General features: G+C 61.1%; 21 protein-coding genes and 1 tRNA gene. 4 read left to right on the top strand and 18 right to left on the bottom strand.

The window, feature by feature from the left end; all coding sequences use genetic code 11:
- Nucleotides 1–41 precede the first annotated feature (41 nt).
- From QA635_RS04185 to QA635_RS04175, 3 genes are read left to right on the top strand one after another with little or no spacing between them, the layout of a single operon-like run.
- Complete coding sequence (locus QA635_RS04185) at nt 42–2231, top strand: GNAT family N-acetyltransferase (RefSeq protein ID WP_283067139.1); 2190 nt, start codon at nt 42–44, stop codon at nt 2229–2231.
- Nucleotides 2224–2655, top strand: coding sequence for an ASCH domain-containing protein (locus tag QA635_RS04180; protein ID WP_283067137.1), 432 nt, complete (start codon nt 2224–2226; stop codon nt 2653–2655). Before QA635_RS04185 ends, QA635_RS04180 begins: the two co-directional genes overlap by 8 nt.
- The gene (locus QA635_RS04175) at nt 2652–3731 is read left to right on the top strand and encodes a hypothetical protein (protein ID WP_283067135.1); all 1080 of its coding nucleotides are present in this window, start codon (nt 2652–2654) and stop codon (nt 3729–3731) included. Before QA635_RS04180 ends, QA635_RS04175 begins: the two co-directional genes overlap by 4 nt.
- Before the next feature lie 20 nt (nt 3732–3751).
- Here the strand turns inward: QA635_RS04175 and QA635_RS04170 are convergent, their stop codons facing one another.
- On the bottom strand, nt 3752–4141 hold the full coding sequence (locus tag QA635_RS04170; protein ID WP_283067133.1) for a hypothetical protein: 390 nt from the start codon (nt 4139–4141) through the stop codon (nt 3752–3754).
- Between the two features lie 707 nt (nt 4142–4848).
- Nucleotides 4849–4936: transfer RNA gene (locus QA635_RS04165), tRNA-OTHER, on the bottom strand.
- Between the two features lie 845 nt (nt 4937–5781).
- Here QA635_RS04165 and QA635_RS04160 point away from each other — a divergent pair.
- A complete protein-coding gene (locus QA635_RS04160) occupies nt 5782–6741 on the top strand; it encodes a LysR family transcriptional regulator (RefSeq protein ID WP_283067131.1) in 960 nt (319 codons plus the stop codon).
- Here QA635_RS04160 and QA635_RS04155 read toward each other — a convergent pair.
- The 16 genes from QA635_RS04155 to QA635_RS04080 form a co-directional block, all read right to left on the bottom strand.
- Nucleotides 6705–6962 (bottom strand): DUF2274 domain-containing protein, encoded by a 258-nt coding sequence (locus QA635_RS04155; RefSeq protein WP_283067129.1) that lies wholly within the window; start codon nt 6960–6962, stop codon nt 6705–6707. The genes QA635_RS04160 and QA635_RS04155 overlap by 37 nt on opposite strands.
- A complete protein-coding gene (locus QA635_RS04150; RefSeq protein ID WP_283067127.1) occupies nt 6959–8167 on the bottom strand; it encodes a TraB/TrbI/VirB10 family type IV secretion system protein in 1209 nt (402 codons plus the stop codon). Before QA635_RS04150 ends, QA635_RS04155 begins: the two co-directional genes overlap by 4 nt.
- A complete protein-coding gene (gene trbG, locus QA635_RS04145; RefSeq protein ID WP_283067126.1) occupies nt 8158–9237 on the bottom strand; it encodes a P-type conjugative transfer protein TrbG in 1080 nt (359 codons plus the stop codon). The genes QA635_RS04150 and trbG overlap by 10 nt, the downstream gene beginning before the upstream one ends.
- Nucleotides 9234–9923: a conjugal transfer protein TrbF gene (trbF, locus tag QA635_RS04140; protein ID WP_283067124.1), complete on the bottom strand. Its 690-nt coding sequence runs from the start codon at nt 9921–9923 to the stop codon at nt 9234–9236. Before trbF ends, trbG begins: the two co-directional genes overlap by 4 nt.
- Nucleotides 9924–9926: 3 nt before the next feature.
- Nucleotides 9927–11288, bottom strand: a complete 1362-nt coding sequence (gene trbL, locus QA635_RS04135) for a P-type conjugative transfer protein TrbL (RefSeq protein ID WP_283067122.1) — start codon at nt 11286–11288, stop codon at nt 9927–9929.
- Nucleotides 11285–11572: a putative entry exclusion protein TrbK-alt gene (trbK-alt, locus tag QA635_RS04130; protein ID WP_249163293.1), complete on the bottom strand. Its 288-nt coding sequence runs from the start codon at nt 11570–11572 to the stop codon at nt 11285–11287. The genes trbL and trbK-alt overlap by 4 nt, the downstream gene beginning before the upstream one ends.
- Before the next feature lie 43 nt (nt 11573–11615).
- On the bottom strand, nt 11616–12374 hold the full coding sequence (gene trbJ / locus QA635_RS04125; RefSeq protein ID WP_283067118.1) for a P-type conjugative transfer protein TrbJ: 759 nt from the start codon (nt 12372–12374) through the stop codon (nt 11616–11618).
- A complete protein-coding gene (trbE, locus tag QA635_RS04120) occupies nt 12371–14809 on the bottom strand; it encodes a conjugal transfer protein TrbE (RefSeq protein ID WP_283067116.1) in 2439 nt (812 codons plus the stop codon). The genes trbJ and trbE overlap by 4 nt, the downstream gene beginning before the upstream one ends.
- A gap of 7 nt (nt 14810–14816) precedes the next feature.
- Nucleotides 14817–15092, bottom strand: coding sequence for a VirB3 family type IV secretion system protein (locus QA635_RS04115; RefSeq protein ID WP_018457219.1), 276 nt, complete (start codon nt 15090–15092; stop codon nt 14817–14819).
- Nucleotides 15092–15433, bottom strand: a complete 342-nt coding sequence (locus QA635_RS04110; protein WP_283067112.1) for a TrbC/VirB2 family type IV secretion system protein — start codon at nt 15431–15433, stop codon at nt 15092–15094. Before QA635_RS04110 ends, QA635_RS04115 begins: the two co-directional genes overlap by 1 nt.
- Nucleotides 15430–16431 (bottom strand): P-type conjugative transfer ATPase TrbB, encoded by a 1002-nt coding sequence (gene trbB, locus QA635_RS04105; protein WP_283067110.1) that lies wholly within the window; start codon nt 16429–16431, stop codon nt 15430–15432. The genes QA635_RS04110 and trbB overlap by 4 nt, the downstream gene beginning before the upstream one ends.
- Nucleotides 16432–16914: 483 nt before the next feature.
- Complete coding sequence (locus QA635_RS04100) at nt 16915–20814, bottom strand: trypsin-like peptidase domain-containing protein (protein ID WP_283067109.1); 3900 nt, start codon at nt 20812–20814, stop codon at nt 16915–16917.
- Nucleotides 20798–21193 (bottom strand): CU044_2847 family protein, encoded by a 396-nt coding sequence (locus QA635_RS04095; protein ID WP_283067107.1) that lies wholly within the window; start codon nt 21191–21193, stop codon nt 20798–20800. The genes QA635_RS04100 and QA635_RS04095 overlap by 17 nt, the downstream gene beginning before the upstream one ends.
- Before the next feature lie 422 nt (nt 21194–21615).
- Nucleotides 21616–23547, bottom strand: a complete 1932-nt coding sequence (locus tag QA635_RS04090; RefSeq protein ID WP_283067105.1) for a phospholipase D-like domain-containing protein — start codon at nt 23545–23547, stop codon at nt 21616–21618.
- 399 nt (nt 23548–23946) lie between these two features.
- Nucleotides 23947–24378: a CopG family transcriptional regulator gene (locus QA635_RS04085; RefSeq protein ID WP_283067103.1), complete on the bottom strand. Its 432-nt coding sequence runs from the start codon at nt 24376–24378 to the stop codon at nt 23947–23949.
- 7 nt (nt 24379–24385) lie between these two features.
- Nucleotides 24386–26368 (bottom strand): conjugal transfer protein TraG, encoded by a 1983-nt coding sequence (locus QA635_RS04080; protein WP_283067101.1) that lies wholly within the window; start codon nt 26366–26368, stop codon nt 24386–24388.
- Nucleotides 26369–26380: the final 12 nt, after the last annotated feature.

The raw sequence follows: 26380 nt of genomic DNA, 5'->3' as shown, positions 1-26380 counted from the left end.
AGACCTGCCCGATGACCTTATTGCCGCCCGAGTAATTGCTGATGAGCCATGATGGTATAGCGCAGAAGCCGACGTCTCGCTTTGTTTATCGCACGGAGACCGATCCATCCGCATTATTGCAGTATCTCGCAGCCATTCGTGCCCTGGCCGACAGTGCAAAGGAAGCGCTCGGGTTCTTGCCGGAGGCGGCATATCGCGATGCCATCGCACAGAAGCGACTATGGGCGATGGTGGCGCGCGAGAACGGCACGTCGCACTTTGCCGGGTTCATTTTGTTCAGCGGCGTCTTCCCCAATGCGCGCATACAGGCTGTCGCGGTCAGTCCCGAGCACCGGCGCAGCGGTGTTGCCTCGGCGCTGGTCGGCGGGCTCGTCTCGCACCTAGAGAGCCGCGGTTATATTGCGGTAACCGCGGCAGTCGCCTCCGACCTCGCGGATGCCCAAGCCTTCTACGAAAGTCGCGGTTTCGTTGCCCGGCATATTCGCGACGGCGGCCAGGCCCGGCAGCGCAAGATCGCGCTCCGTTCACGGGAGCTCGATACGGCGAATTTTTTCACGTTGATGGCCCCGCCAGCCGTCTCGGGTCACGGCGCCGTGAATCTCGGCCTTCGCCCGCGCAGTGCCTTTGAGGCGCCCTTGTACATCATCGATCTCAACGTCCTGTTCGATCTGATCAAAGAACGGGCGAGGTCGGCCATCGCCAACCGTCTTTTTGGAGCGGGGCTTGCGCATCTGGTTCGCCTGGCGGTCGCACCGGAATTCATCGTCGAGCTCGAACGCACCTCGAGAGACCCATCAAACGACGCGCCCCTGAAACTTGCGCGGCAACTGCCCAAGCTGCCGGCCTTCCCGAAGGAAGACGTGGCGCCGCTGGCAGCCGCGATCCACAAGACCGTGTTCGTTGATGCGAACCACGCGCAAGCCGGGACGCGTCAGGCGCTCAGCGATGCGCGGCACCTTGCCGAAGCGGCCCTGATACGGGCGTCCGGTTACATCACCAGCGACAAGGCCCTGCTGAACGCCCGCGACGATCTGCTCAAGCTCATTGGCGTTGATATCGCAGGGCTGGACGAGTTCGTGGAGCTATTGCCGGCGGACGAACCGAACCGAGAGCATGGCCCGCTCAAGGGGACCAAGTGCGAAACCAAGGCTGCCACGACCGCTGAAGCAAAAGCCTATCTTGCCTCGCAGAACGTCGGCGATGCGCTGGTCGCCGAATATCTTCCCTCGGCGGCTGCCTTGCAGCGGGCAAGCGCGCACGGAATCTTCGAGGATGGGGACATCGTCGCTGTGGGGATTTACCGGGCACCGGCGAGCGTCGATGCGCCTGCCCGCATGCTGGTTCATGTGCGCCCCGATCATGTGTCCTGCGAGACCTTCGCCGAGCATCTCCTCGACGAAGCAATCCGTGAATCCTGCCATTCTGGCCCAATCACGATTGAGCTTCGGGCCATCCCAGGACAGTCGACCGTCAACCGGGCCGCCAAGCTGCGCGGCTTTTTGCCCGCGGCCAACTCCGACATCTTGATCAAGGTCGCATTAGGACGGCCTCTTACCCCCACCACCTGGACCGCCATCGCACGGCAGACACGCCGTCGAACCGGACTTGCCCTCCCCGAAGCCGTGCCAACGGCCGCCACGGTTGAATCCGGCCTTTCCGTGCGCGGCCCGGATGGAAGCAATGTCACGGTTCAACTGGCGGCGCTCGAAGCGGCGCTTGCGCCGACCTTGATCGCCTGGCCGGGGCGGGATGGCGTCATTGTGCCCATCGCAAAGTCATTTGCCGACGACCTGCTCGGCACGGCCGATCAACTCTACATGTTCGGCCGCCCCAATGCAGCCTTTGTCGGGCTTCGCACCTATTTCAATAGCCCGCGCACCGCCCCGCTGATGCGGCCCGGCGTCCCGATCCTTTTCTACGAGTCCAAGCGCTCCGGGGGCCGTGGCGCCATTGTGGCAGGCGGCCGGATCGTGGATGCGACCATTGTGCCCAAGGAGCGCGTTTCCGATGAGCTTCTGCAACGGGCCGTGGTGGAGGATCTGGAGCCCTTGACGACGTCGTCCGACGTGCTGGCGACGTCGTTTGACAGCCTAATTCGATTCCCGAATCCCGTCGCACTCGATACACTCAGGCAACTCGGCGCCGCCGGATCGTCGAATCTTCAAACAACAACCCCGCTGCCCAATGCCCCGTTGGCAGCGATTCTCGATCGTGGATGGTCAAGTGCCTGACGCAAGCGACGCAATCATTTCAATCCATCCCGGTTATGCGGATGCGATCCTGGACGGGACCAAGACCATTGAATTGCGGCGCCGGATACCTGAACTCGCCAATGGCACGCGGCTCTGGATTTACGCGACCCGACCCACGGCGGCCGTGGTCGGGGTCGCCACCATCACCGACGTCAACCGCGCGCATCCGCGCACGATCTGGCAGAAACATCGACAGGGTGCCGGCCTCGACCATGCCTCCTTCATGGAATATTTTCACGGCGCGCAAGAGGCGGTCGCAATCCTGCTGGCGGCCGCCAAGCGGGTCGGCCCGATCACGATTGAAGAACTCCGGGAAATCCGGGACCGCTTTCATCCGCCGCAGGTATTGTTGCGGCTCACCAATGCCGAAGCCAAGGCCCTTCAGCGGCTCGCCAAAAAATGACCGCCGGTAACGCAGCCACCGATCTCAAGACGCTGCGCGTGGGCGTGATATCGCCGAACCTCGCCTATAGCCTGGATTGGTTTCCCGACACCGAGCACGGCGACGCGGCATGGCCTCTCGAAAGCGTGGCAAAAAGGGTCGCGCTTCTCTTCGATCGGATCTACCTCACCCACGATCTGGACGTGACGTGTGAGCTGGTGGGCGGGTACGCCGAGAACGCGGAAACAGCCACCTTACGTTATCTTGCCGAGCAACGATTGCTCTTTACGCCGAAAGAACTCGGTTATGATTCCGGCGAGGCTTTCATCGCGGCGCATACGACCGGCGCGGCGGCCGCGCTGCACCGGCGCCTGATCCGCGTCGGCAACCCCTGGGGTGATGAAGAGCCCGGCGACATGAAATATATCGGCCAGCCCGATATCGGCGACTTCGATGCCCAGAACGGCTGGCATCCGCGATCCCGCGTCGGCTGGAACGATCCGAAGATCAAGACGCGCAAGATGCTTTACGAGAACCTGCTCATGCGCCGCAACGTCGCGATGCTCCGCGCCGCGGGGTGCGAGAATGTCGCGATCGTGGGGCGGCAATATGAAAACCTCCCACCCGCCAAGCGGTCGCATCCGGTGTGGTGCGTTGTGCTCAAGGAGCTTCCGCAGCTCGATATTCGCGCGCCCTGGGAGGACGTCCTCGGTTTCCGTCAGGAAGAGCGCACGCAGCACCTGGTCCGTAGCCTGCGGCGTTGGGTCCGGAAGATCGTGGCGGAGAACTGGAGTGCGGCGGAGTTGGAGGACGAGATCAAGGAACTCGTCTATCAATACGAGCGGCACATGCACGCATCTAGGATTTCTGGCACCAAGGAAGCGCTCGAGATCGTGATAACCGGCGTCGCCGAGCTTGCCGAAGACGTGGTCAAGTTGCGGCTCGGAAAGCTTGCCAAGCTCGCGACAGCCATTCTCAATCAGCGCGCCGCTCGTCTTCGGGAGGAATCCACGGCACCGGGCCGCGAACTCGCGCTCATACCTGAGGCGCAGCGCGTTTTCGGCACCGACGAAGAGCTAGACCACATTTCCTCTTAAAGCCTCAACCAAACCTTGCATCAAACCGGAACCGCGGACGGGGGCTCCGGTGGCCGCGGCCTGTTCTTCGCCCCACGTGGCCGGCCACGGTCGCGTTTGATCGTGGGCTCGCTCTCCGACGGTGTTGCTTGTTCGGATGGCGTCGCGGCTTCCGCCACCGACGCCGATGTGTCCCCCTCGATCGTGGGCACTTCGGCCGGTGCGGCGGTTTCAGGCGGAGGCTCGGCCGCAACGTCATCCGGGCTTGTGCTGTCTACGTTGAGAACTATCGCCAATTCCTGCACCAATTCGTTTCGGTGCACGAGTTCTTCGGCCGCGGCAAGTTCGGCATACATGTCGGCGCCGAACAGCTTGATCATGAGGATCGCGCCTTCGAAGCAAAACAGAAAAATGTCCAGCATCACCACCATGACGTTTGATCTTCTTCCGTGATGCGCTTGACGGCCCGCAGCCGGGCAAGAAACCCATCTTCCTTCTTCACAAACGTCGGGTCGGCCTCGGCGGCAGCAGCGAGCGCTACGTCTATTATCACTGCACCGGCTTCAAAGGAAAATGCCCGGAAAAGTATGTTCGCGAGGAAGTGCTGCAGGAAAAGCTGGCCGATGCCATCGATCAGATTGGAATGGCGGACGCGGTATTTGATTGGGTCCGGCAGTCGCTCCTTCTAAGCCACGCCGACCAGCAGAAGGCCCACCGGGAAGCTATGGAGCGGCTCCAGGCGGAGCATGACCGGATCGAAAATCGCCTACATGCGATGTATGCGGACAAGCTCGATGGCCATATCGATGCCGCTCTCTTCGACACCCAAGTTGCGAAGTGGCGCGCCGAGCAAGATCGGTACGCCCGTGAGATTGACGTGCATCGCTCCGCAGACCGCTCCTACGTCGATCCGGGTGTTTTAATTCTCGAACTCGCAAAAGACGCGAAAATACTGTTCGAAAATGAATCTGCGGACGAAAAGCGCCGTTTGCTGAAAATCGTACTCTCGAACTGCTCATGGAAGCGCGGCGAAGTCACGCCGAAGTTCCGTCAACCGTTTGACCTAATTGCAAAAACCAACGCGAACTTTCCTCCGGGGGGAGGCACGAACGGCGGCAATTTGTCAGAACATACAAAATGGCGGAGAGCGCGAGAGTCGAACTCGCCAGCCCCGAAGGTCATGCCTTTTTAGCAATGAAGGTGCCTTGCCGCTCGGCCAGTTCTTCAAAGTGGTAGTGGCCGCCGGACTCGAACCGGCAACCTCGGCGGTGGAACGCGGCGCTCTGTCCGGCTAGCCGTTGGCCTGATCAGCGGGGCGTCGAGCGCGGTGAATTCAGTTACCGGGTTAGATCAACAAGGCGAAAACGAGAACGTAAATCACGATCTAATAATTAGGAGGCGACGATGAAAGCGATTGGAGCAGTCCTTCGTTCGCGCGCATTTCTGTCACTCAGCAGTACGGTTCACTCTCGGTTTTCGCTATCACCTATCCGATAATTACGTCCTCGATCAGGGAGCCAGTTCTAGCATCGACCAAACATTCATCGAATAGTTTGATGAAGTGTTCCGATTCTTCGATGGATGACGTAAGGAACTCCCGGCGCTCGTCGGGCTCGGATCACAATCGGAGCGCGTTCGCGGCATGGGGGTGAGTGATGACCAATAGCACGGACGCAGGTCCGCGATATGCATTGGACGGGCGCTGTCGCCACCGTAAGAGGAGCGCTTAGAGGTTACAAAGCGTCAACTCTCTCAAACATTTGTGCGCAGTGGATTGGCCATGAGCAGCTGCGTTTACCTCGACTGGAGCGATCCTTCGTAATCCCAAATATGATATGTGCTGAGCACGTAAAGGCGCGGAGATAGCGGCGCGTCATCTGGCCAAGCAACGGCCACGCGCGAGCCATCCTGCACAACTAAAAATAGTCACAATTCTTGGCACACATCGTAGTTATCTTCGATTTGTTTGGTAAGCCGACCGACACAACTTCATGGAGGCATTCGGTGACCAATTCAGGGCTGAATTGGAGGATGCTGAAGGCGAGCAAACAAATGGAGTGACGCATTCAAGATGACGTTTGGTCACGCAGAGCTTGCCATAGGGTTTCGGCCAGTGCCTGTGGAATTTCGAGATCTACGCTGGGCGATCGCTGCGTCCCAGCATCGAAGCCTGCGTCAAGCAGCAGACACGCTCAGAATCAAGCAGTCAACGCTCAGTCGCTGCCTGCGAAGTCTCGAACACACGTTGGGCAGCAAGCTCTTCGAGCGCACTAACGGTGGCACGCGACCAACCATGGAAGGTCAAGAATTCCTCAAGGATGCCCGGCGCGTCATAGGCGAAGCGGAAGCAATGACCGCTCGCCTCAAGACCCGCTCGCGTGGCGAGAGTGGTCGGTTGACCATCGGCATCCACACCTCCCTGTCAGCCGGCAATCTCCGGGCCACTCTCCTTGAGCACCGGCACCGCTTTCCCGATGTCGATAGACAATTTGTCGACGGAGCGAGCGAGCATTTGATCTCGGACCTCGCCAGCTCTGCTATTGATGTCGCCGTCGTGGCCGAGCCCAGTCCGAATTGGGGTGGCAGATCATTGTTGCTCTGGAGCGAGCGTGTCGTTGCCGCCCTCCCCGCGAACCATCCGCTGACAGGCCGTGACGTAGTTCACTGGGGCGAACTGAGGCGCGAACCGCTTTTGATGTCACAGCGTGGCCCGGGACCGGAACTCTTCAAGCTTCTCATCAGCAAATTAGGATTTTCCGATCCTTGTAAGCTGCATCGCCATGACGTGGGGCTCGACCGGCTTCTTTCCTTGGTAGGCGTGGACTGGGGTATTCTGCTCGCACTGGAAAGTGCGACTGGCGCAGTCTATCCGGGTGTCACCTTCCGGGAGGTGCATGATGCCGAGGGGCCGACGCGGCTGAGCTTCCGCGTCTATTGGCGGCAGCCCAACGGTAATCCATTAGTGCGTCCGTTTCTCGACCTGCTTCGTGAGCGCTATCCGGATCTCTCCACTGAACCAAGTGCAGACTGAGCAGCGTTTCGTCGTGCCTTGGCAAAGGCGCGGTCGGTTGCCATGAAACGCTCGATCATCGGCGCTACTAATTTGGCAGGCTCAGTCGGCGTCGTCGCACCTCCGCTACGCATCAGTATTTCAGCGTAAGCTTTGAGATCCCTATAGACCACCGCCGGCAGTTCGATCGTGAGCTTGACCGGCTTGTCGTCTTCAAGCGGCCCAAGCTTGAGCTTCGTCATGGCGTTCCTCCCTTGCCGTACGGAGCCAACACCAAATCCCGCGTAACGATGACCCGCACCGGGAAACCCGGCCGGATGGTCAGCGTCGGCTGGATGTTGAGCTGGCGTTGCACGATTTGCTGTCCGGTCTGGCTGATGCTGTTGGACGCGCCACTGCGAATCGCCTGAACTAGGTTGTTCTCGTCCTGGCTCGTGCCCGCCTCGGCTCCGACGCTGAGCAGGGTCGAGAGGACGGCGGCCTTGAACAGCATGCCCCAGTGGTTGTCGACCTCATCCTCGAGTCCGGCATATCCACCAGTGTCTGCACCAGGCTGGCGCTCCAGCACCATCGAGTTGCCGTCGGGCATGATGATGCGGGTCCAGACCAGGAGGATTCGGCTCTGGCCGAACGCGACGGAGCTGTCGTATTGGCCAATCAGCTTCGCGCCCTGGGGGATCAGAAGATATTTGCCGGACGGGCTATCATAGACCGCCTCGGTCACCTGGGCGGTGACTTGACCGGGCAGATCTGACCGAATGCCCGTGATAAGTGCAGCCGGAATCACGGTGCCGGCCTGCACGACGTAAGGTGAGGCCTTGGTTTCGAGCCGGTCCAGACTGACGGTGCGCTTGTCCGTCGCAGCATTGAGGAAGGCCGTCTTGCGGTCCTGCATGTTCTGGGCGGATCCGGCATCGACGGGTGGTGTCGCAGCCGGGGTCGGCGTGGCGCCAGCGGAGGCATTCGGGATTGGTTGGCCGACGCTTTGCGGTTGCTGAAGGGTTTGGGCAAAGAGACGGCTGACCCGCGCCGCCTCAACTTCCTGGGCCCTGTGCTGTGTCTCCGGATCAGGCGTCGTTCCAGGGATCACGGCGTTCGGTGCGGCGCCTGCGTTGAGGATCGGCTTGCCGAGATCGCCAGGCAGTGGTGGCCCGAGCGGAGGCGCCTGGCGCGGCAGGCCGGTATAGTCCTTTGGCAACCCGGCGAGGCCCTCGGCCGAAGGCCGATTCTGGGTGCTGAGCAATTCTTGCCCGCTCTGCGGCTTGTTGCCGGGCTGCAGGGCGTAACCAAGCGCTCCCGCGACTACGAGGGCGGACACCGCGCCGAGGCCGATAAGGACCTTGCGCGAGAGCCGTGTAACACGGGGCCGCTCGCCTCGGAGCCGAAGGTCTGGCGGCGCGACGGGCGGGATGTCGCTCTGAAGTTCATCTTCGCTGCCTATCGCCATGAGCGCGGCCTTCCGTCGGTGCGGACAATACGCACGCGCCGTTCGCTGTCCTTGTCGCCAAGACGCAATTCGGCGGCGGCGAACAGACGGTCGACGACGTAGTAATTGCGGTTCGCTCGGTAGTTCACTAGTTCGGAACCGCCGGCCGGACCGATGACGAACAGCGGCGGCATTTCGCCTTGCGCGATACCGCTGGGGAATTCGATGTAGACCTTGTTGCCGTCGTCAAAGGCGCGCAGCGGACGCCAGGCCGGATCATCGCCCTCGATCGCGTAGCGGAAGTTGATTGAGGCAAGATCGACGCCGGCCGCGATGGGGGCCGCGGTTTCAGCCGCCGCATTCTGCCGCCGAAGTGCTATCAGTTGATCCTCGGGATACTGCCAGGAAACCGAGGCCATGTAGGTCTTCTCCGTCGAGCGGAGCTCGAGGAGATAGGTCCGCCGATCGGTGTTGATCACGAGATTAGTGACCAATTCCGGCCGAGTCGGCTTGACCAGGATGTGGATCTTCCTGGTCGCGCCCGCTCCGCTCTCGGTATCGCCGATGATCCAGCGCAAGGTGTCGCCGGCGGCCACCGGTCCGGAGCCAACGAGTCGCTCGCCCTCCTGAAGAGCCACGTCGGTGATCTGGCCGGGCGCCGTATAGACCTGGTAGAGAGCTCCGCTGGAGAAGGGATAGACCTGTACCGCGTTGATGAAGCCGTTACGGACCGGCTGCACGCGTGCCGCGGCGTTGGCCTGTTTGACGCGAACCTTCGGGTCAGCGGCTTCCGGGACGTGTTTGCCGGCGGCGAGCGGTTTCAATTGCCCGGGCAGCGGCAGCGGTTTTGGTAGCTCCACGATCTTGACGGGAGGTGGCGGATCGACGGTGAGTGTCGCAGGTTCGGCGCTATCGTAGTTAATGTCGGGCGGGATGAAATTATGCGCGCAGCCGCCAAGCGCCAACGCGACCATCAGCAAAGGTGCAAAGCCGGATCTACGAAAGCACGTATCGCTGTCTTTCCGGCTTTGGTGAACGATGAAGAAACGCGAAGCCGAACCGCCGGCTTTCGATAAAATCGGCGGGTTCATTGTCCCAGCTCCTTTGACCAGTTGATGGCGTTGACGTAGATGCCGAGCGGATTCTTGCGCAGCCGATCAGCGTCGGTGGGCGGCTGAATTGCGATGGTGAGAATCGCGGTCCAACGGGTGGTGCCGGCGAGCGCCCCGTCTTGATAGCGGTGCTCGACCCAGGCCACGCGAAAACTGTCGGGCGAGGCGCGAATGACGCTGGAGACGTCGATGGCGACCTGCTGCTTGCCGAGATTGGCGAAGGGGTCATTGGCGCGGGCGTAGTCGTTCAGCGCCGCCGCGCCGGCCGTGGTCGTGAAATCATAAGCTTGCAGCCAGTTGTGCCGCACGATGATCGGGTCGGCCGGAAGCGAGCGCACGATCTGGATGAAGTGGGCGAGATACCAGGCAATCTGCGGGTCGTTTGGCCTGTAGTCGGTGGTCGCGGGCGCCACGGCTTGCGCCTCGCCGAGCTTGTCGACCTGCACCACCCAGGGAACGACGGTGCCGTGCGTGGATTGCCAGACGATCCCGCCGGCGAGGCCGCACGAGAGGATCAACGAACCAAAGGCCATGAGCCGCCAGTTCTTCGCCTGCACGCGCGCGGAGCCGATGCGTTCGTCCCAAACCTGGGCTGCGCGCTGGTAGGGGGTTTCGGGTTCGGGTGTACGGCCGTAGCGGACGGACGATCGCCGAAAGACTGACATTGATTATTCTCCTCCCGAGAGGTCGACGGAATGACCGCCACCGTGGCTGTCGCCGGATTTGAGGGCTTGCGCGGCGGTCTGCGCGCCGTGAATGACGGTCTGATTGCGCTTGACGCGCTGGGCCCAGGCGGGCGGGCCGCTCTCGCTCGCTGCTTCAGATGCAGGTCCATCGTTCGCGGCCTCGCCACTCCCAATGGTCCCCATGGTCGAGGAGCCGCCTGTGTTGGCGATGCCGGCACGGGCACCGGAGGTGAAGCTCTCCCTCATTGCCCCTGCCGCTTGCGAAGCGGCGCGCCTGGCGGGAGCGGCGACGGCGCCGGCCGCCGCGCGGCCCGCGCCGCCGAGACCGGACGCAACGCCGCCAGCGACGGACCGACCGGCTGAGGCGAGGCTGTAGGCCGAGGACACACCGCCCGCCATCGCCGCACCACCACGCGCGGCAGCCGCGGCACCGGAGCTAGCTGCCATCGCTCCCCTTCCGGCCAAACCGAGCGCCGCGCCGCCGACCATCGCTGTACCCGCAACAGCCAGACCCGCACCGACGGCAGCGCCCGCGCCAAGCTGCGGCGCCCCCGAGACAAGACCGGTCGCGATGCCGGGACCGAAGATGCCGAGGCCGAGCATGGCGATCGCTGCCAGCACGACAGAGAGCGCCTGCTCGATGGTCGGCTGGCCGCCGGCATAGGTGGTGGTAAACTGGGAGAAGAGCCCGGTGCCGATGCCGACGATGACGGCGAGCACCATGACCTTCACGCCGGAGGCAACGACATTGCCGAGCACCTTCTCCGCGAGAAAGGCCGTCTTGTTGAAGAGCGCGAAGGGAATGAGGATGAAGCCGGCAAGCGTCGTCAGCTTAAACTCGATCAGCGTGACGAACAGCTGCACAGCCAGAATGAAAAAGGCGATCAGCACCAAGAGCCAGGACACCATCAGAACGGCAATCTGGACGAAGTTCGCAAAGAAGCTAGTGAAGCCCATCATCTGGCTTGCTGCGTCCAGCAGGGGCTGCCCAGCGTCGAGCCCAACCTGTGCGAGCCTGCCGGGACGAAGGAAATCCGCGGTCGAGATCGACGAGCCGCCGGCCTTCAGGCCGAGGCCTGCGAAGCTATTGAAGATGATGGATGAGAGCTTGGTGAAGTTGGTGATGATGAAGGCGAAGAAGCCGATGTAGAGGGTCTTCTTCACCAGCCGCTGCAGGATGTCCTCATCTGCGCCCCAGGCCCAGAACAGGCCGGCGAGCGTGATGTCGATGACGATCAACGTCGACGACAGATACGTGACCTCGCCCTTGATCAGGCCGAAACCCGAATCAATGTAGGTCGTGAACGTATTGAGGAAGGTGTCGATAACGCCGACGTTGTTCACGGCTTCTCTCCCTTTGGAACAGCCGTCATCGGCTGAGTGGCCGGCGCGGCTTGCGGCAGACGTGGCCGCGCCGGCCTGCCGAAGAAGCGCGCGCGGTTCTCCTTCCAAACCGCCTGGCAGTGCGGATCTTCGGCATCCTGGGGTCCAAGCTCGGCGCAGCGGAGCAGCTCGGCCGAGAGGTCATCGGGAGTGGAGGCAGAGGGAGCGTCGGATACTGGCTGCTCAGCCGGACGCCGATGGATGACGTGCAGCGTGCCAAGGAAAATCACGAACACGATGATCATCGCGCCTGCGCGAAGGATATCCGAGCGCTCCATAGTCGGTGCCTCAGTTGCCGCTGAACATGGTGACGTTGCCGGGCTGATAGCCGCTGCGTGTCGAGAAGATCTTGTATTGCTGCTGGCCTTGGGATTCGGTCGCGGTCACACGCGCCTGCTCCAGCGCGTCCGCCCTCCCCTTAGCGGCAAGAACCGCGACAAGATCGGAAAGCTGCTGGGAATGCAGGGCCAGGAGCTGGTTACCGGCCTGAGCGGCCTGCAGAGCGCCACTTGCCGACTGGCTGGCGGTAACCAGCGAGCTCATTGCGCTGGAGTTGGTCGAGATATTGCCGACGACGCCGGCTTGCACCTTCAGTGAGTCTTCGAAGGCGCCCACCGAGTTCTGCCAGCGGGTTTGAGCCGCGGCAAACATTGTCGCATTGGAGCCCGTGGCCGCCGCCGTGCCATATGTGCTGGAGTACGCCGTCTGGATGCGCTCGACGTTGAAAGCGATGTTCTGGGCCTGGCTCAGCAGCGACTGGGTCCGGGCGACCTGTGACTGAAGCTGAGCCAGCGTCGACAACGGCAGGCTGGCGAGGTTTTTGCCTTGGTTCACCAGGCTCTGGGCTTGATTGGTTAGCATCTGAATCTGATTGTTGATCTGCTGCAGCTCGCGCGCCGCGGTCAGCACGTTCTGGCTGAAGTTGGTGGGGTCGTAGACGATCCACTGCGCGGACGCTGGTGTCGTCAAAGGCGACGAGATCGATAGAGCGAGCGCGAGAGCGGTCGCAGCGGCCGAGCCAACGCGCCGTGTCATGTGGGCGGTCATGATTGCACCTCCAGGTTTGTCAGGTCAGGGATGAGATCGGCGGCCCAGAGCAGCTCGTGATCGGCGAGCCAGGCGGGCGTGAAGTCGTCTCGGCCGTGCTCGGCGAGCAGCCGTTCGATGGCGGCATGGTCGGCCTTGGAGGACGCAGCGCAGAAGGCGAGCGCGACGGGGCCGAGGCCGAGCTCAAAGAGCCGATTGCCGCGCCGGGACTGGCAGTAATAGTCCCGCTTCGGCGTCGCCCGCGCGATGATCTCGATTTGGCGATCGTTCAGGCCGAACCGCTGGTAGATGGCGGTGATCTGCGGTTCGATCGCGCGCTCGTTCGGCAGGAAGATGCGCGTCGGGCAGCTCTCGACGATCGCCGGCGCAATGTTGCTGCCGTCGATGTCGGAGAGCGATTGGGTGGCGAAGACGACGGAGGCGTTCTTCTTCCGTAGCGTCTTCAGCCACTCCCTGAGCTGTTGCGCGAAGGCCGGATCGTCGAGCACGAGCCAACCCTCGTCGATGATGAGAAGGGTCGGCCGGCCATCGAGCCGTCCTTCGATGCGATGGAAGAGGTAGGTGAGGACGGCAGGCGCAGCTCCAGCGCCAATCAAGCCCTCGGTCTCGAACGCCTGCACCGAAGCAAAGCCGAGCTGTTCGGCCTCCGCGTCGAGCAGGCGGCCGGAGGAGCCGCCGACGCAATAAGGTTGCAGCGCCTGCTTGAGCGCGGTCGATTGCAACAGAACCGTAAGGCCAGTGATCGTACGTTCCTCGACGGGCGAGGATGCCAGTGACGTCAACGCCGACCAGACATGCTCCTTCACGGTCGGATCGATGGTGACGCCTTCCTTGGCGAGGATCGCGGTCACCCATTCGGCCGCCCAAGCGCGCTCCGCCGCATCTCCGATGCGCGCCAGTGGTTGAAGCGAGACGGAGTCTTCAGCGCTGTTCGAGAGGCTTCCGCCGAGGTCGTGCCAGTCGCCGCCCATCGCAAGTGCCGCTGTGCGGATCGAACCGCCGAAATCGAACGCGAAGATCTGACTCTTCCGGTAGCGCCGGAACTGGATCGCCATTAGCGCCAGCAGGACGGACTTGCCGGCGCCGGTCGGGCCTACAATCAGGGTGTGGCCGACGTCGCCGACATGCAGAGAGAAGCGGAACGGCGTCGAGCCTTCGGTCTTGCCAAAAAAGAGCGGGGCGCTGCGGAAATGCTCATCCCGGTCTGGCCCGGCCCAGACCGCCGACAGCGGAATCAGGTGAGCCAGGTTCAAGGTCGAGAGCGGCGGCTGGCGGACGTTGGCGTAGGCATGCCCCGGCAGCGAGCCGAGCCAGGCTTCGAGCGAGTTGACCCCTTCCACCATGCAGGTGAAGTCGCGCCCCTGGATCACCTTCTCGACGAGGCGAAGCTTCTCGGTGGCAACACCTGGGTCCTCGTCCCAGACGGTGACGGTCGCGGTGACATAGGCCTGGCCGACGTCGTCCGTGCCCAGTTCCTGCAAGGCGAGGTCGGCATCGGCGGCCTTGTTGGCCGCATCGCTGTCGACCAAGGTCGAGGCCTCGTTGGTCATCACCTCCTTCACGATGGCGGCGATCGACTTGCGCTTGGCAAACCACTGTCGGCGGATCTTGGTCAGCAGCTTCACCGCCTCGGTCTTGTCGAGCAGGAGTGCGCGCGTCGACCAGCGGTAGGGGAAGGCAAGCCGGTTCAGCTCGTCGAGGATTCCGGGATGTGTCGCGGTTGGGAACCCGACCACGGTGAGCGTGCGAAGGTGGTGGCTTCCGAGGCGCGGCTCGAGGCCGCCGGCGAGCGGCTCGTCCACTAGCAACGCGTCGAGATGCATCGGCGTCTCGGGAACGCGGACGCGCTGTTGCCGTGTCGAGATGGTCGAATGCAGGTAGGTCAGCGTCTCGCCGTCATCGAGCCACGCCACCTCGGGCATGAACCCTTCGACCAGTTGCAGGACGCGGTTGGTCCGATCGACGAAGCCGCGCAGCAGCTCATGAGGATCGACGCCGCTCTGAGCGAGGCCTTCATAGAGCCAGCCCTCGATGCGCGAGGCCTCCTCGGCCGGCGGGAGCCAGACGAAGGTCAGGAAATAGCGGCTCTCGAAATGCGCGCCCGCTTCTTCGAATGCGTCCCTCCGCTCCAGATCGACCAGCGCTGATGCGGCGTCTGGAAAGATGTTGTGCGGATACGTCTGGGCGGCGATACGCTGGGCCTCGACGAAGATCGCCCAGCCTGAGCCGAGACGGCGCAGCGCGTTGTTGAGGCGGGCCGTCACGCCGACGAGCTCGGCAGGCGTCGCGCTGTCGAGGTCCGGACCGCGGAAGCGCGCCGTGCGCTGGAACGCGCCGTCCTTGTTGAGGACGACGCCCTTTGCGACCAAAGCGGCCCAGGGCAGGAAGTCTGCGAGACTTTGGGGCCGGTTGCGGTATTCGGCGAGGTTCAGCATGGAAACCTCACTCGCCGAGATAGGAGGGATAGCGGAGGTGACGTCGCACGACGTCCACGAACTGCGGATCACGCTTGGCCGCCCAGACCGCCGCTGCATGGCCCACTGCCCAAATCAGCGCTCCGGGAATCCAGAGATGGAGGCCGAGCGCGATTGCCGCCGCCAACGTGCCGTTGGCGATCGCAACCGTGCGGGGCGCGCCGCCCATCAGGATGGGGTCGGTGAGCGCGCGATGGACCGGCGCAAAGAAGCCCGGCACTTCTGGATCGACGATCCCAGCCATCACACCAAGGCTCCGCCGGAGAAGCTGAAGAAGGTCAGGAAAAAGCTCGATGCGGCGAAGGCGATCGACAGGCCGAAGACGATCTGGATCAGCCGGCGGAAGCCACCAGAGGTATCGCCGAACGCGAGCGTCAGGCCGGTCACGGTGATGATGATGACCGACATGATCTTCGCGACCGGGCCTTGCACCGACTCCAGGATCTGATTGAGCGGCGTCTCCCACGGCATCGAGGAGCCGGAGGCGTAGGCCGCTGGCGCAAACGCGACGGAGATGAGGGCAATCGCTGCGAGCCCGGTGAAGCGGATTCGCACGCGACGGATCAGGGGAGAGAACTGGATCATGATGGGTCCTTGGCAAAGGAGGATTGGCCGCCCGCCTCGGCCGACTGGACGCGGTAATCGCCGGTGGCGGGATCGAGGCCGGCAACGAGAGCAAGTTCGGCAAGGCGGCGTTCGCTGCCGCGGCCGCGCAGCACAGCGACGAGATCGATGGTCTCGGCGATCAGTGCCTTGGGAACGGCGAGAACGGCTTCCTGGATGAGCTGCTCAAGGCGACGAAGTGCGCCCAGCGCCGTGCCGGCGTGAATCGTTCCGATCCCGCCGGGGTGGCCCGTGCCCCAGGCTTTGAGCAGTTCCAAGGCTTCGCTGCCCCGCACCTCCCCGATGGGAATGCGGTCGGGGCGCAGGCGGAGCGAGGACCGAACCAGATCAGAAAGGGACGCCACGCCATCCTTGGTGCGCAGCGCGACCAAATTCGGAGCACGGCATTGCAGCTCACGCGTATCCTCGATCAGGACCACGCGATCGGTGGTGCCGGCGATCTCGGCCAGCAGAGCGTTCGTCAGCGTGGTCTTGCCGGTCGAGGTGCCGCCGGCCACCAGGATGTTCTTGCGGGCGGCGACGGCTTCGCGGAGCACACCCGCTTGTCCCGCCGTCATGATGCCGGCCGCCGCGTAGTCATCCAGGGTGAAGACAGCGACCGCAGGCTTGCGGATCGCGAAGGCCGGCGCCGCCACGACGGGCGGCAGCAGCCCCTCGAACCTCTCCCCCGTCTCGGGAAGCTCCGCCGAGACGCGCGGCCTCTCGGCATGCACCTCCGCGCCGACATGGTGCGCGACGAGGCGCACGATCCGCTCGCCGTCAGCGGCGGACATCGTTCGTCCGCTATCCTCCAGCCCGCCGGACAGCCGGTCGATCCAAAGGCGACCATCCGGATTGAGCATCACCTCGACGATCGCCGGGTCTTCGAGGAAGGTGGCGATCGCCGGACCCAGCGCGGTGCGCAGCATGCGCGCGCCACGCGAGAACGCTTCCGAATGCAGTAGAGTGCCCGCCACCATCGTCCCCCGTCGAGCGCCAATCGCAACAAGCGATCGGCGACGGGGATGGATAGAAAAGGCAGGAAACGGGTTAGTTCAACAAGTATTCAGGCGTCGTAGGGGGCCAGCGTAGAGCAGAGAAAAACAACTTGCTGAATCGAAAGCTTGCTGATCAACCCATGATCTCTGCAATAGCTTGCGTCAATCAGGCCTAGTCGCGCAGCCCCCGCCTTAGTCGGAAATTCGACTCCAACGTCTGCTGTTTAGGCTAGATCGGAAGAGAGCGCCGAGTTGTGAAAGCGACCCTGTTGACCCAGAGCGGACTTCGGCGCTTCTGTCCTCGTAACGTACCCACTCCGGAGAGTTCGAACCTCCGCCGGCGCGAGTTTACCTACAAACCACGGACACCTCCGTTCGCCGTCCGCCCGCGATACCGGTTTGATGGCGAGCTTTAGAACGTCGCGACGATTGACTTTCCGCTTTCACTGGCCTTGAGGCTGCGTGTCAGGTCGCCCTCCTCGAAAGCGCATGCTCTTGCGCTCGCGCCATTTCCTTACGGAGACGGTTTGTCAACTCGACGTGGTCATTCCCCAGCGACAGGATTTCTCGATCGAGCTGACCGAGGGCAGTTTCCAGTCCATCCCATGTGTCAAACGAGATGTCTTGTTGTTCAAGCGTCGCGGAAAAAGTTGCCTGAAAGATCCGAAAAATCCACCACGGAGCCGATCCCGGATCTAAATCTCGGCGGAAAGCATACGCAACGCCGTCGTAGATAGAACGTCCTGTCAACTCCGGACCAGCATATTCAGCGGCTGTCGCTTTCGAACCCAACAATTTGATAATCGGTCCTTGGACCGGACCAAGGCTGCCATCCATTAAGGGACCGTAGCACAAGCCTTCTTCGACAGCGTTCTTCGCCACTTCGGGTGGATATCCTGCAGCGATGACGTCGAGGCCGAACCGTAGAACGTTCGAAAGAAAAATCTGCTCTTCCAAGAAATTTCGTGTGAGCATGCCCGCCCGATGGCCTTCGCTACTCATGATCAATGACCAATCGAGGGCACCGCGACGTCGATAGAGCGTCGCCATGTCGGTACAGATTGCTGCGCTATCGACTTGCTCTTGCGCAAGGCCGCCGAGAATCTCCAGCAAGCGAGTTGCGCGCCTTTCGTCGCGAGCAAGATCTACGAGCGTAGAACGAAGATGCCTGTCCCGCGGATGGTAGCGAAGGCCGGCGAGGAGCCGGTCGAACACGAGTTCAGTGGCTATATAACCGGAGTAGCCCCGCTGAACGACCGCAAGCGGCACGGCTGCTCGTTCACTTAGTTCGAGTGTTTTCCAGGCGCGAGCAAGTTCGTCTGAGACGTTCGAAGGCGATCGGCTATCACCCGTCTCGGAGTGCACCTGGGAGAAGAGAAAGAGCTTAATGTCAGTCGTCATCTCGAAATGTTGCTTCGCCGTGTCGCCGATCAACTCGGACAAAGTAGGCTCGGTCCAGAGTTGATCTGCTAGCCAGTCATTCTCGATCCAGTGTCCCGACTTTCGCTTGGCGATCAAGATGACGAGTTCGTCCTGCAAGCGAGCAAAGTGCTCTCGATTAGACGGCGGAACTGACCTGACCGTAAGCTGCGCGCGTGCAGTGCGCGCGATCGTACGGTCATGCCTCGGCTCGACTCGCTCTAAGATAGATAGGCATCGGGCTCCGAGATTCCCGAAGCCGTGCGATAGCGCAAATGCAAGCCTATCGGCCGCTCGGTCGCCAAGATCCTTGAGTGCCCCCGTTGCCATTTGAAGTTCGAGATGAAGAATCTCTGCCGCCAACAAGTGTTCCGCGACCATCATTTCTTGAGCGGCCTCTGTCGCGAGCGCGCATGCCTTAGCTGCCGTCTCGTAATGATTGAGTTGGAGCAAAATCCGACCGAGCATTTCAAGAATCATGCTGAGTATGCCAGGTTGTGCCGATCCAAGTACTGCCCGAATCGCCGCGCATATATGAAGCAAGGCAGTTCGGGGGTATCCAGCCTCGAGCAGCCCGAGCGCTAAGGTGCGCAGCGCGAACCCGTGTTCGACGATCGCCGAGCCCCTATCCATAGACATTTTGTCGGCCAGGAGTTGAAGCGACGTGTAGTCACGGCTTTCCACTATAGCGAGCTTACTGATCGAATCGAAGACAGTTGCTTGGGCCTCTCGATAGCCGTCATCGAGACGGCCGACGGCGAACAGCGCACATGCCCGAATGGTGCTTGCCGGTCCTTCGTTGCCGAGGAGAATGAGCGCCTCATCCGCCCGACCGTCGAGCAGGCACAACTCTGCGGAATCCGAGCGAGCGGGCGCCCTTGCCAAGTCTCCACCTCGTTCCAAGTACGCCGCTCGAAGGCGCGCAAGCAAGGACCTGAGGACGCGTAATTCGCCCAACCTAAAACGAAGGGGCGCACTCAACTCATTGGCGAGGACGTACTCGGCGTCATCTAACGCTCCTCGGCGCAGGAGGCTTTCGAAATAGCCCATTTGATTTCGAAGCGCCTCGAGCGACGCGGTGTCGATAACGGACTGATCGTATATCGCCGACAATTGTCCAAAGCCGGGAGCGATTAGTTGATGCCCATGGATGCGGTCAATGGCTCCAAAGGCCGCGTCGCGCAATGATTCAGGTAACGACCCGAGGAATAACTCAGCCGTCAGATCATGCATCTCAAAATTGGAGTCCTCACTCGGCGCAGCCAACCGCAAATCGATGATTTCTCTTATGATACGACGAAATTGTCGCTCGTCGAGATCCTCGAAAAGACCCGGCGTCTTTGTAAGCGCCGACAACCATTCGGATCCGGCAAGACGCTGTGAGGATGCAGCGAGAACGGCGAGAGCAGTGGCGGCGTTTTTGGAGAGCGAAGCGAACAGATGGGCGGAGACCGCCGCCTGATAGCGGCTGTCCTGCGCTAAACCTTGGAAGAAGTGACGGTTCTCATCCAACCACAGCTTCATGCCGCCGCGCGCCAATATCTGACGGGCCGCCAGCCTGATGAGTAGTGGGCTGCCGCGCAAGAACGCGGTGGCGGTCGCGCTGTCGTCATTCGTGGTGTCGACCCCCAAGTTTTTCCAGATCGCATTGGAGCCATGGATCACAAGGGGACGCAGCATTAAGTCCACCCGCTGGGTTGCTAGATTTGGCTCATCGAGAAAGATGGGCGGGATACGACTTGTCACCACCACGCGGACGTCAGGCAAGTCTAGAATTTCCCTGATCAAGGACTCGATGAGCGGGTCCGCCATCGTCCGCTCTGGAGGATTCAAGAGATCGGTAAGTTGCCCGTTTCCTCCCAAAAGAACTTCGAGGCCATCTAGTACGACCACCGCAGGGGAGGCTTGGCGCAAGGTTAAGCCTGCGACGTTTGGCTTCGCAGCGCTGATGGCATCTCGAAGGCGAGCAAGCGCCGAATGGTGGTCGCCGCCGACGCTGAAACTGTACCAGAACAGCCCTTTGAATGATGACTCGGTTTGAGCACGCAATGCGTCAAAAAATGTCCAGGCAAGTGCACTTTTTCCCTGGCCACCCGGTGCCACGATAGAAAAGATACGCTGGTCCGCGTTTGCCAACCACTCTTCCAAATTGTGAAGTTCGGCTTCTCTGCAGCACAACGCTCCTCCCGCCATGTGGACATGTGGATGGATGATCAGCGTTGCTCGCAGGCCGAGACTCGAACTGCGTGCGATTTCCCACGTTCTGTCGCTCGCGTGGACGGTCATGTTGGACGATATGGACTCGGTCAGCCATTCTCGACAGGCGAAAAGCGGCACAACAAACCCGCCAGCTGAGCCAGCGCCGCGCCGAGATTCGGTGACACCACATACGCCACCGGTTCGTAAGTTGAGAACTGGACCGCCGCTCATGCCGTCGAGGACTTGGCCGCCCTTCAACTTGAGGTACGTCCCACCCGCCTCGTAAAATAGCCCTTCCATTTCAAGTGTCGCCGGCGTCTCGGCGACGATGTGCTCCTGATGCTCGCCTTTGGTGAAACCAAAGGTAAAGATACGGTCCGCCGTGGGGATGAACGTTGGCTCCGAAAGGTCCAGGCCGACACAGGGATGATGGACCGGCGGTGCGACTTCGCCACGGTCCGTCTTGAGCGGATGAACAAGCTCGATGATGGCGAGATCCGGATAGGGCCAGAATTTGATACTCGGGTCGTCTGCGGCGAGCGGTGGGTATCTTGAAAGAACGCGGGCGGGAAACTCCCGACCCATCCAACAAACAAGCACCTCGTCATGAAGTTCGCCGCTGCGCTGTGTCACGTGCGCGCACGTGATGAGTCGGCCCGGTTCGACAAAAAAGCCCGTGCCAGAAAATTCTCCTGCTAGATCAATTCTGGCGACAGATTGGCGCAAAATCTCATGAAGGCTCGCCATCGCTGTTGTCTCCGCCCTGAGATTTCTCACCGTCGGGCCGGGTCCATTCCAACGTTACATTGAGGGTACCCTTGCCTTCAGCGTCAACCAAAAGAGCGAGCAACTTGCCGGCTTTACCCGTCACCTCGACTCCAAAGCTGACTTTAGCCTTGGTCGGACGAGACCGCTCCAAAACTGCAGTCAACGCCTCAGACATTCCACCGATCGTTTCCGCCAAATCTGAAAAATTCAAGCTGTCGCCAAAGCTGACCTTACTGGCCCCCCCGGCCACGGCCTCAACATCCAAAGGTCTCACACGCACCGCTACTGATCGCCCATTCGGCAAAGCAAGCCTTGTAACCGAAGAGCCGGAGGTATCCTCTTGAACGCCTTTGTTCATCGCTTTCCCTTTTTCTGCTCGGAACTAATCACATACCAGAAATAGTCGGAACATTACATCACAATCGCGGTCGGTGCTCGACTCAAGAACCTGAACAATGACCGTGACCTACGGTGATCTGGTACAATCGCGGGATGTGTACGGCAAAATACGGAGTGAAGGGCGAGTTAGGTGCTCGGCAGTCAGAACGAGGCCTATTGGCTTGACGACGCGGTGCGTCGTTGGAGCAATAATCTCTTTCGATCGCCCTGACGAATGTCCGTCCGGCATCAAGCTAGCTAGCCGAGGATGACGTGAAATAATTGCCATTCGGAATGCTTCACCAGGTATGAGTGTGGCCTGCCAAGTCAGGTTGCCAATTATAGCGGGATTTCAATCTACAACGCAGGAAACCTGACCAGATCGAGCGCACACTCGTCAGTTTAGGCGAACAACTCTCGATCTATCGAATGCAAATCTTTCGGATCGTAATATTTCGCTGCCCAACCATCACTGGTCGATAGAAACCAGCCGGCATCGACAGCCATTTCCTGCATATCGGCCTGCTTCTTCGCCTTCGGTCCTTGCTTGGATTTCGGACCTTTCGCTGTACTGTCCAGGAAGTTGAAATGATCCACGAGCAATAACGCTTCGATTACAAAGACGGTCGCGACATCGCCATCGTAGATCGCAAGCAGGTTATCGCCATTGGCTTCTTCACCGCCGAGCGCGAGGTTCGATGAGCCGCAGAACACTACCGGGTCGTCTCCTCTGAAACCGCACACTACAAACTTGTGGTGAATTTGATGACCGACCCCGAGGATGTTGGGTACCTGGCTGAAAGGCGGCGGCAACTGGGTATTGACGGGCTTGCCGGTGACCAAGACGCCGGTTTTCTTGCCTAGCGGATAAAGCCAGGTCCCGCCGGGACTGTCGGAAATACCAAAGCTGAACACCTTGTCGTTGGAATGAATGCCTTTCAGCGCATCGTAGACCGGGTTCGGCGCGGACTTACTGACCTTGCCGGTCTTTTTGTTCTTTCGTGGCGGGGATGAGATCGCCATCACCGCAAAGAGCACGCTGCCTTCACCTTTCTTCTGTTTGCTCTCTTGGTCGATGCGATCGACGATGACTTTAAGCACCGCGCTCGCATGTTCCTGATCATGTGGCGCAAAGGTAATATCGGTTTTTGGCGTGCGCTTGTCTTTTGTGCTGAAGGTCTGATTTGACCATGTGCTCTTCTCGAAAGCCGGTCCTTTTACGTTGTCTTTCCACGCCTCAGCGAAAACGCCGGCATACCAGGCGGCGACCTCCGGATCATCATATATCAAGATGTGGTTGGAGTTGACGTAGATGCCGGTTACTGAGAAGTTGGTCGATCCGGTCATTACCTTGATCGGTTTGTTGGCTCTCGCCCCCTTCTTGTAGACGACGAAAACCTTGTCGTGAGCGTAGCGCTTGAACTTGCCACGCTTGAGCAACTGCTTCTTGCCGGCGGCCGTCACGAAGGCCTTCTCGAAAGCATCCTCCAGCGGCGGAGCTTTCGGCTTCTTGGATTTCTTCGCAGCTGCTGATGATTTCTTCTTCGGCTTGCCTTTATGGTGGAGTGCGGCGTTGTCGAGAATAATGCGGATGCGGCCTTGCTTTGCCAACTTCAGCAGGATGTCGACCATATCCGGCTCGTTCAGATCGTATGCGAAAACGTCGATCAAGAGGTTCTTATTGGACAGCACTTCGTCGAGCACGGCGAAGATCTTTTCGCGCGCCGTGAAGCCAAGCCATTCGTAGGCCTGCTGATAACTAAACTCCTCTCCTTGCGCATTCTTGCCTGCGATCTGCGACGTATCAAATTGTAGCGCCCTGCCGTCCGGCTGGATCTTCGTGTCTTTGCCGAAATGATTGTCGAAAGCTTGAGATTGCGTGTAACCGCGGGCAAATCCGAGCGTCAGATTGCCTTTGACGAATTCGTTGACTTCGATGTCTACCGACGCGCTTAGAGTCGGTTCGAGCGGCTGGAGCGAGCGTTTGTCGTCGAAGAATCGTGGCGTCACCGTGTACGTGTAGTCGCCGAAGAACGGCTGAAGTCCTTGATGGACCTGTCCGGGTACATGCACCCAACGAAACTTGTGAATTGGCGCGTTGATGCTCGAGTCCGCTGGTTCGCTGGCTACCTGGGCGTGATCCGCCGGCTTCTCGAAGCGCAACTGGTTGTGAATATAGTAGGGCGCTCCGCCTTTCGGCTGGCATGCGATCGTGAAGCCAGCGAGGTTCTTCGTTGCGGCTTTGCTCGCGAAATTAAATGCGAGAAGTGTTTTTGCGTCGCCGCGATAGGCGCGTAGTGAAAAATCGCCATTCTTGCGAGATACGCTCCCCATGGAAATCTCCTCTTTGCGTTTTATGCCTTTGAGAAATGACGTGAGTTGCTGGGCACCCGCGCCGCGAGCAATTTATATCAATTCTATAACGCTACCATGAATTTAGCAAAGTTGATATCTACAACCTTAGGAATCGAACGCAAGATAGGCCTGTCGGTAGGGGTGAACGCTGGCGCGACAAGCCGTGCGCTCCTTTCGCCACAAAATCCGACTGGAGCGATTGCTCATTCATCAAATCCGGTATGGTGGTGGCATCCCGGCGATGTCGCCTACTGGCCCTCAAGCGAACTGGCAACATCCCTCATTCAGGTCTGCTTGGTGGGGCGTAACGGACTAGATTTGCTCACGGGATCTCCAGCCAAGCGGTGAGCGATCATTGGACGACTAGACGGCTATCCCTCACGTCGGCTCGCCCCCGCGAATATCGTCCGGGATTTCCTCTCGCAGCTTCGGTCCTTGACTGAGCCGGCGGCCGAGCGCCGCAACGAAATTGTCATAACGCGCTCCGGCCTGTGCCCGCGCCGCCTTTGCAGCCGGTTCGGGGAGCGGCGGTGTTGTCGTGAGCCAGAAGCGGATGAAGAGAGCAATGGTCTCGACCGAAATCCCGACATCCCGCTCAAGCCGCGCGATCCGGCGGTCGATCTGGTCGAGGCGCTTGGCAAGAGCGGCCTCCCGCCGCTCGTCAGCGTCCGGCGACAGAAAGGACGCGATCGCGGCTTCGGCGATAAGCGACAGCGGTTGCTCGCGCCGGGCGGCATAGGCCGACAGCGTCTTCATGACGTCCGGATCGAGATAGACCGACATCTGGGCTTTCTTCTTTGGTGCGGTCATGCCTGCCTCACAATCCGAGATCGTCGCCGGGATCGAGTGATGCCTGGCGGGCGACGCCCTGCATCATGTCGTTCATGCGCCTGATCCGTGGGGCATCTTCGTCGAACTCATCGGCAAGGTCGGCCGCGAACTCGTTGTTGACCGGCTCCTTCTTATCCATCATATCTTGATCCAGTTCCGGATGACGCTGGCGATCCGCGGTCTTTGGGTCTTCGTCATCCGCCTGTTCGGCGGTCTGCGCCGCCAATGCCGATGGGCGCGGCGGCAATGGCCGTGAACTCCATTCGTCCGGCCGCCTGTTGTTGGCTTTGATCAGCGCCGGCGGTGCCATGATGCGCTCTTGAAAGCGGCCGTCCTCGTAATAGCGCGCCTTCTTGGCGCGGATCGGATGGAGGCCCGACATCATGACGATCTCATCTGATGGCGGGAGCTGCATCATCTCGCCGGGGGTGAGCAGCGGGCGGGCGGTCTCCGACCGCGACACCATGAGGTGGCCGAGCCAAGGTGCCAGCCGGCTGCCGGCATAGTTCTTCATCGCTTTCATTTCGGTCGCCATCCCAAGGGCGTCGCTCACCCGCTTCGCGGTCCTTTCGTCATTGGTCGCGAAGCTGACCCGGACGTGACAGTTATCGAGGATCGAGTTGTTGGGCCCATAGGCTTTCTCGATCTGGTTCAGCGACTGGGCGATCAGGAAGCTCTTGATGCCGTAGCCGGCCATGAAGGCCAGCGCGGACTCGAAGAAGTCGAGTCGGCCGAGCGCCGGGAATTCGTCGAGCATCAGGAGGAGCCGGCGCCGGCCGGCCTTCGCCTGCAGATCCTCGGTTAAGCGGCGGCCTATCTGGTTGAGGATGAGGCGGATCAGCGGTTTGGTGCGGTTGATGTCCGATGGCGGCACAACAAGGTAAAGTGTGGTCGCTCTCTCTCCGCCGACGATGTCGGTGATTCGCCAGTCGCAGCACCGAGTCACCTCCGCCACGACCGGATCCCGATAGAGTCCCAGGAACGACATGGCGGTACTCAGGACGCCGGAGCGTTCGTTGCCGGACTTGTTCAGCAACTCGCGCGCGGCGGACGCCACAACGGGATGGACGCCGGCCTCGCCGAGATGCGCCGTCCGCATCATCGCGGCGAGCGTCGTCTCGATCGGCCGCTTCGGATCGGACAGGAAGGCAGCGACGCCGGCGAGCGTCTTATCCTCCTCGGCATAGAGGACGTGGAGAATCGCGCCGACCAGCAGTGCGTGGCTGGTTTTCTCCCAATGGTTCCGCTTCTCGAGGCTGCCTTCCGGGTCCACCAGGATGTCGGCGATGTTCTGGACGTCACGCACCTCCCACTCGCCGCGCCGAACCTCGAGCAGCGGGTTATAGGCCGACGATTTCGCGTTGGTTGGATCAAACAGAAGGACACGGCCGTGACGGACGCGGAATCCGGCGGTGAGTTGCCAGTTCTCCCCCTTGATGTCGTGGACGATCGCCGAGCCCGGCCAGGTCAACAGCGAAGGGATGACGAGGCCGACGCCCTTGCCCGATCTCGTGGGAGCGAAGCACAGGACATGCTCCGGTCCATCATGGCGAAGATAGGCGCCCTCGAACCGGCCGAGCACGACGCCGTCAGGTCCGAGCAATCCCGCCTGTTCAATCTCCTTGGCCACAGCCCATCGCGCGGAGCCATAGGTTTCAGCGTGCTCTGCTTCGCGGGCGCGCCAGACCGACATGCCGATCGCAACCGCTGCGGCGATGATGCCGCCGGATGCCGCGATGTAGGCGCCCTCGGTGAAGATCGAGGGCGCATAGGCATCGTAGGCGTACCACCACCAGAAGAAGGCCGGCGGAAGATAGAACGGAAAATGGAGGAGCTCGAACCAGGGCTGCCCGAGCTGCGGCTGGAAGCCAAGCCGCCAGGCGGTCCACTCCGTCGCGGCCCAGATCGTCAGCAGGACAATCGCGAAGACCGTGATGACCTGCCCCCAGAGAATCTTCGTCGCGGACATGGCGGCTGTCCT

The organism is Bradyrhizobium brasilense (genome assembly GCF_029714345.1).
GTDB lineage: Bacteria > Pseudomonadota > Alphaproteobacteria > Rhizobiales > Xanthobacteraceae > Bradyrhizobium > Bradyrhizobium australafricanum.
Note: the sequence above shows the minus strand (reverse complement) of the source record. Positions and strands in the feature narration are given on the sequence as shown.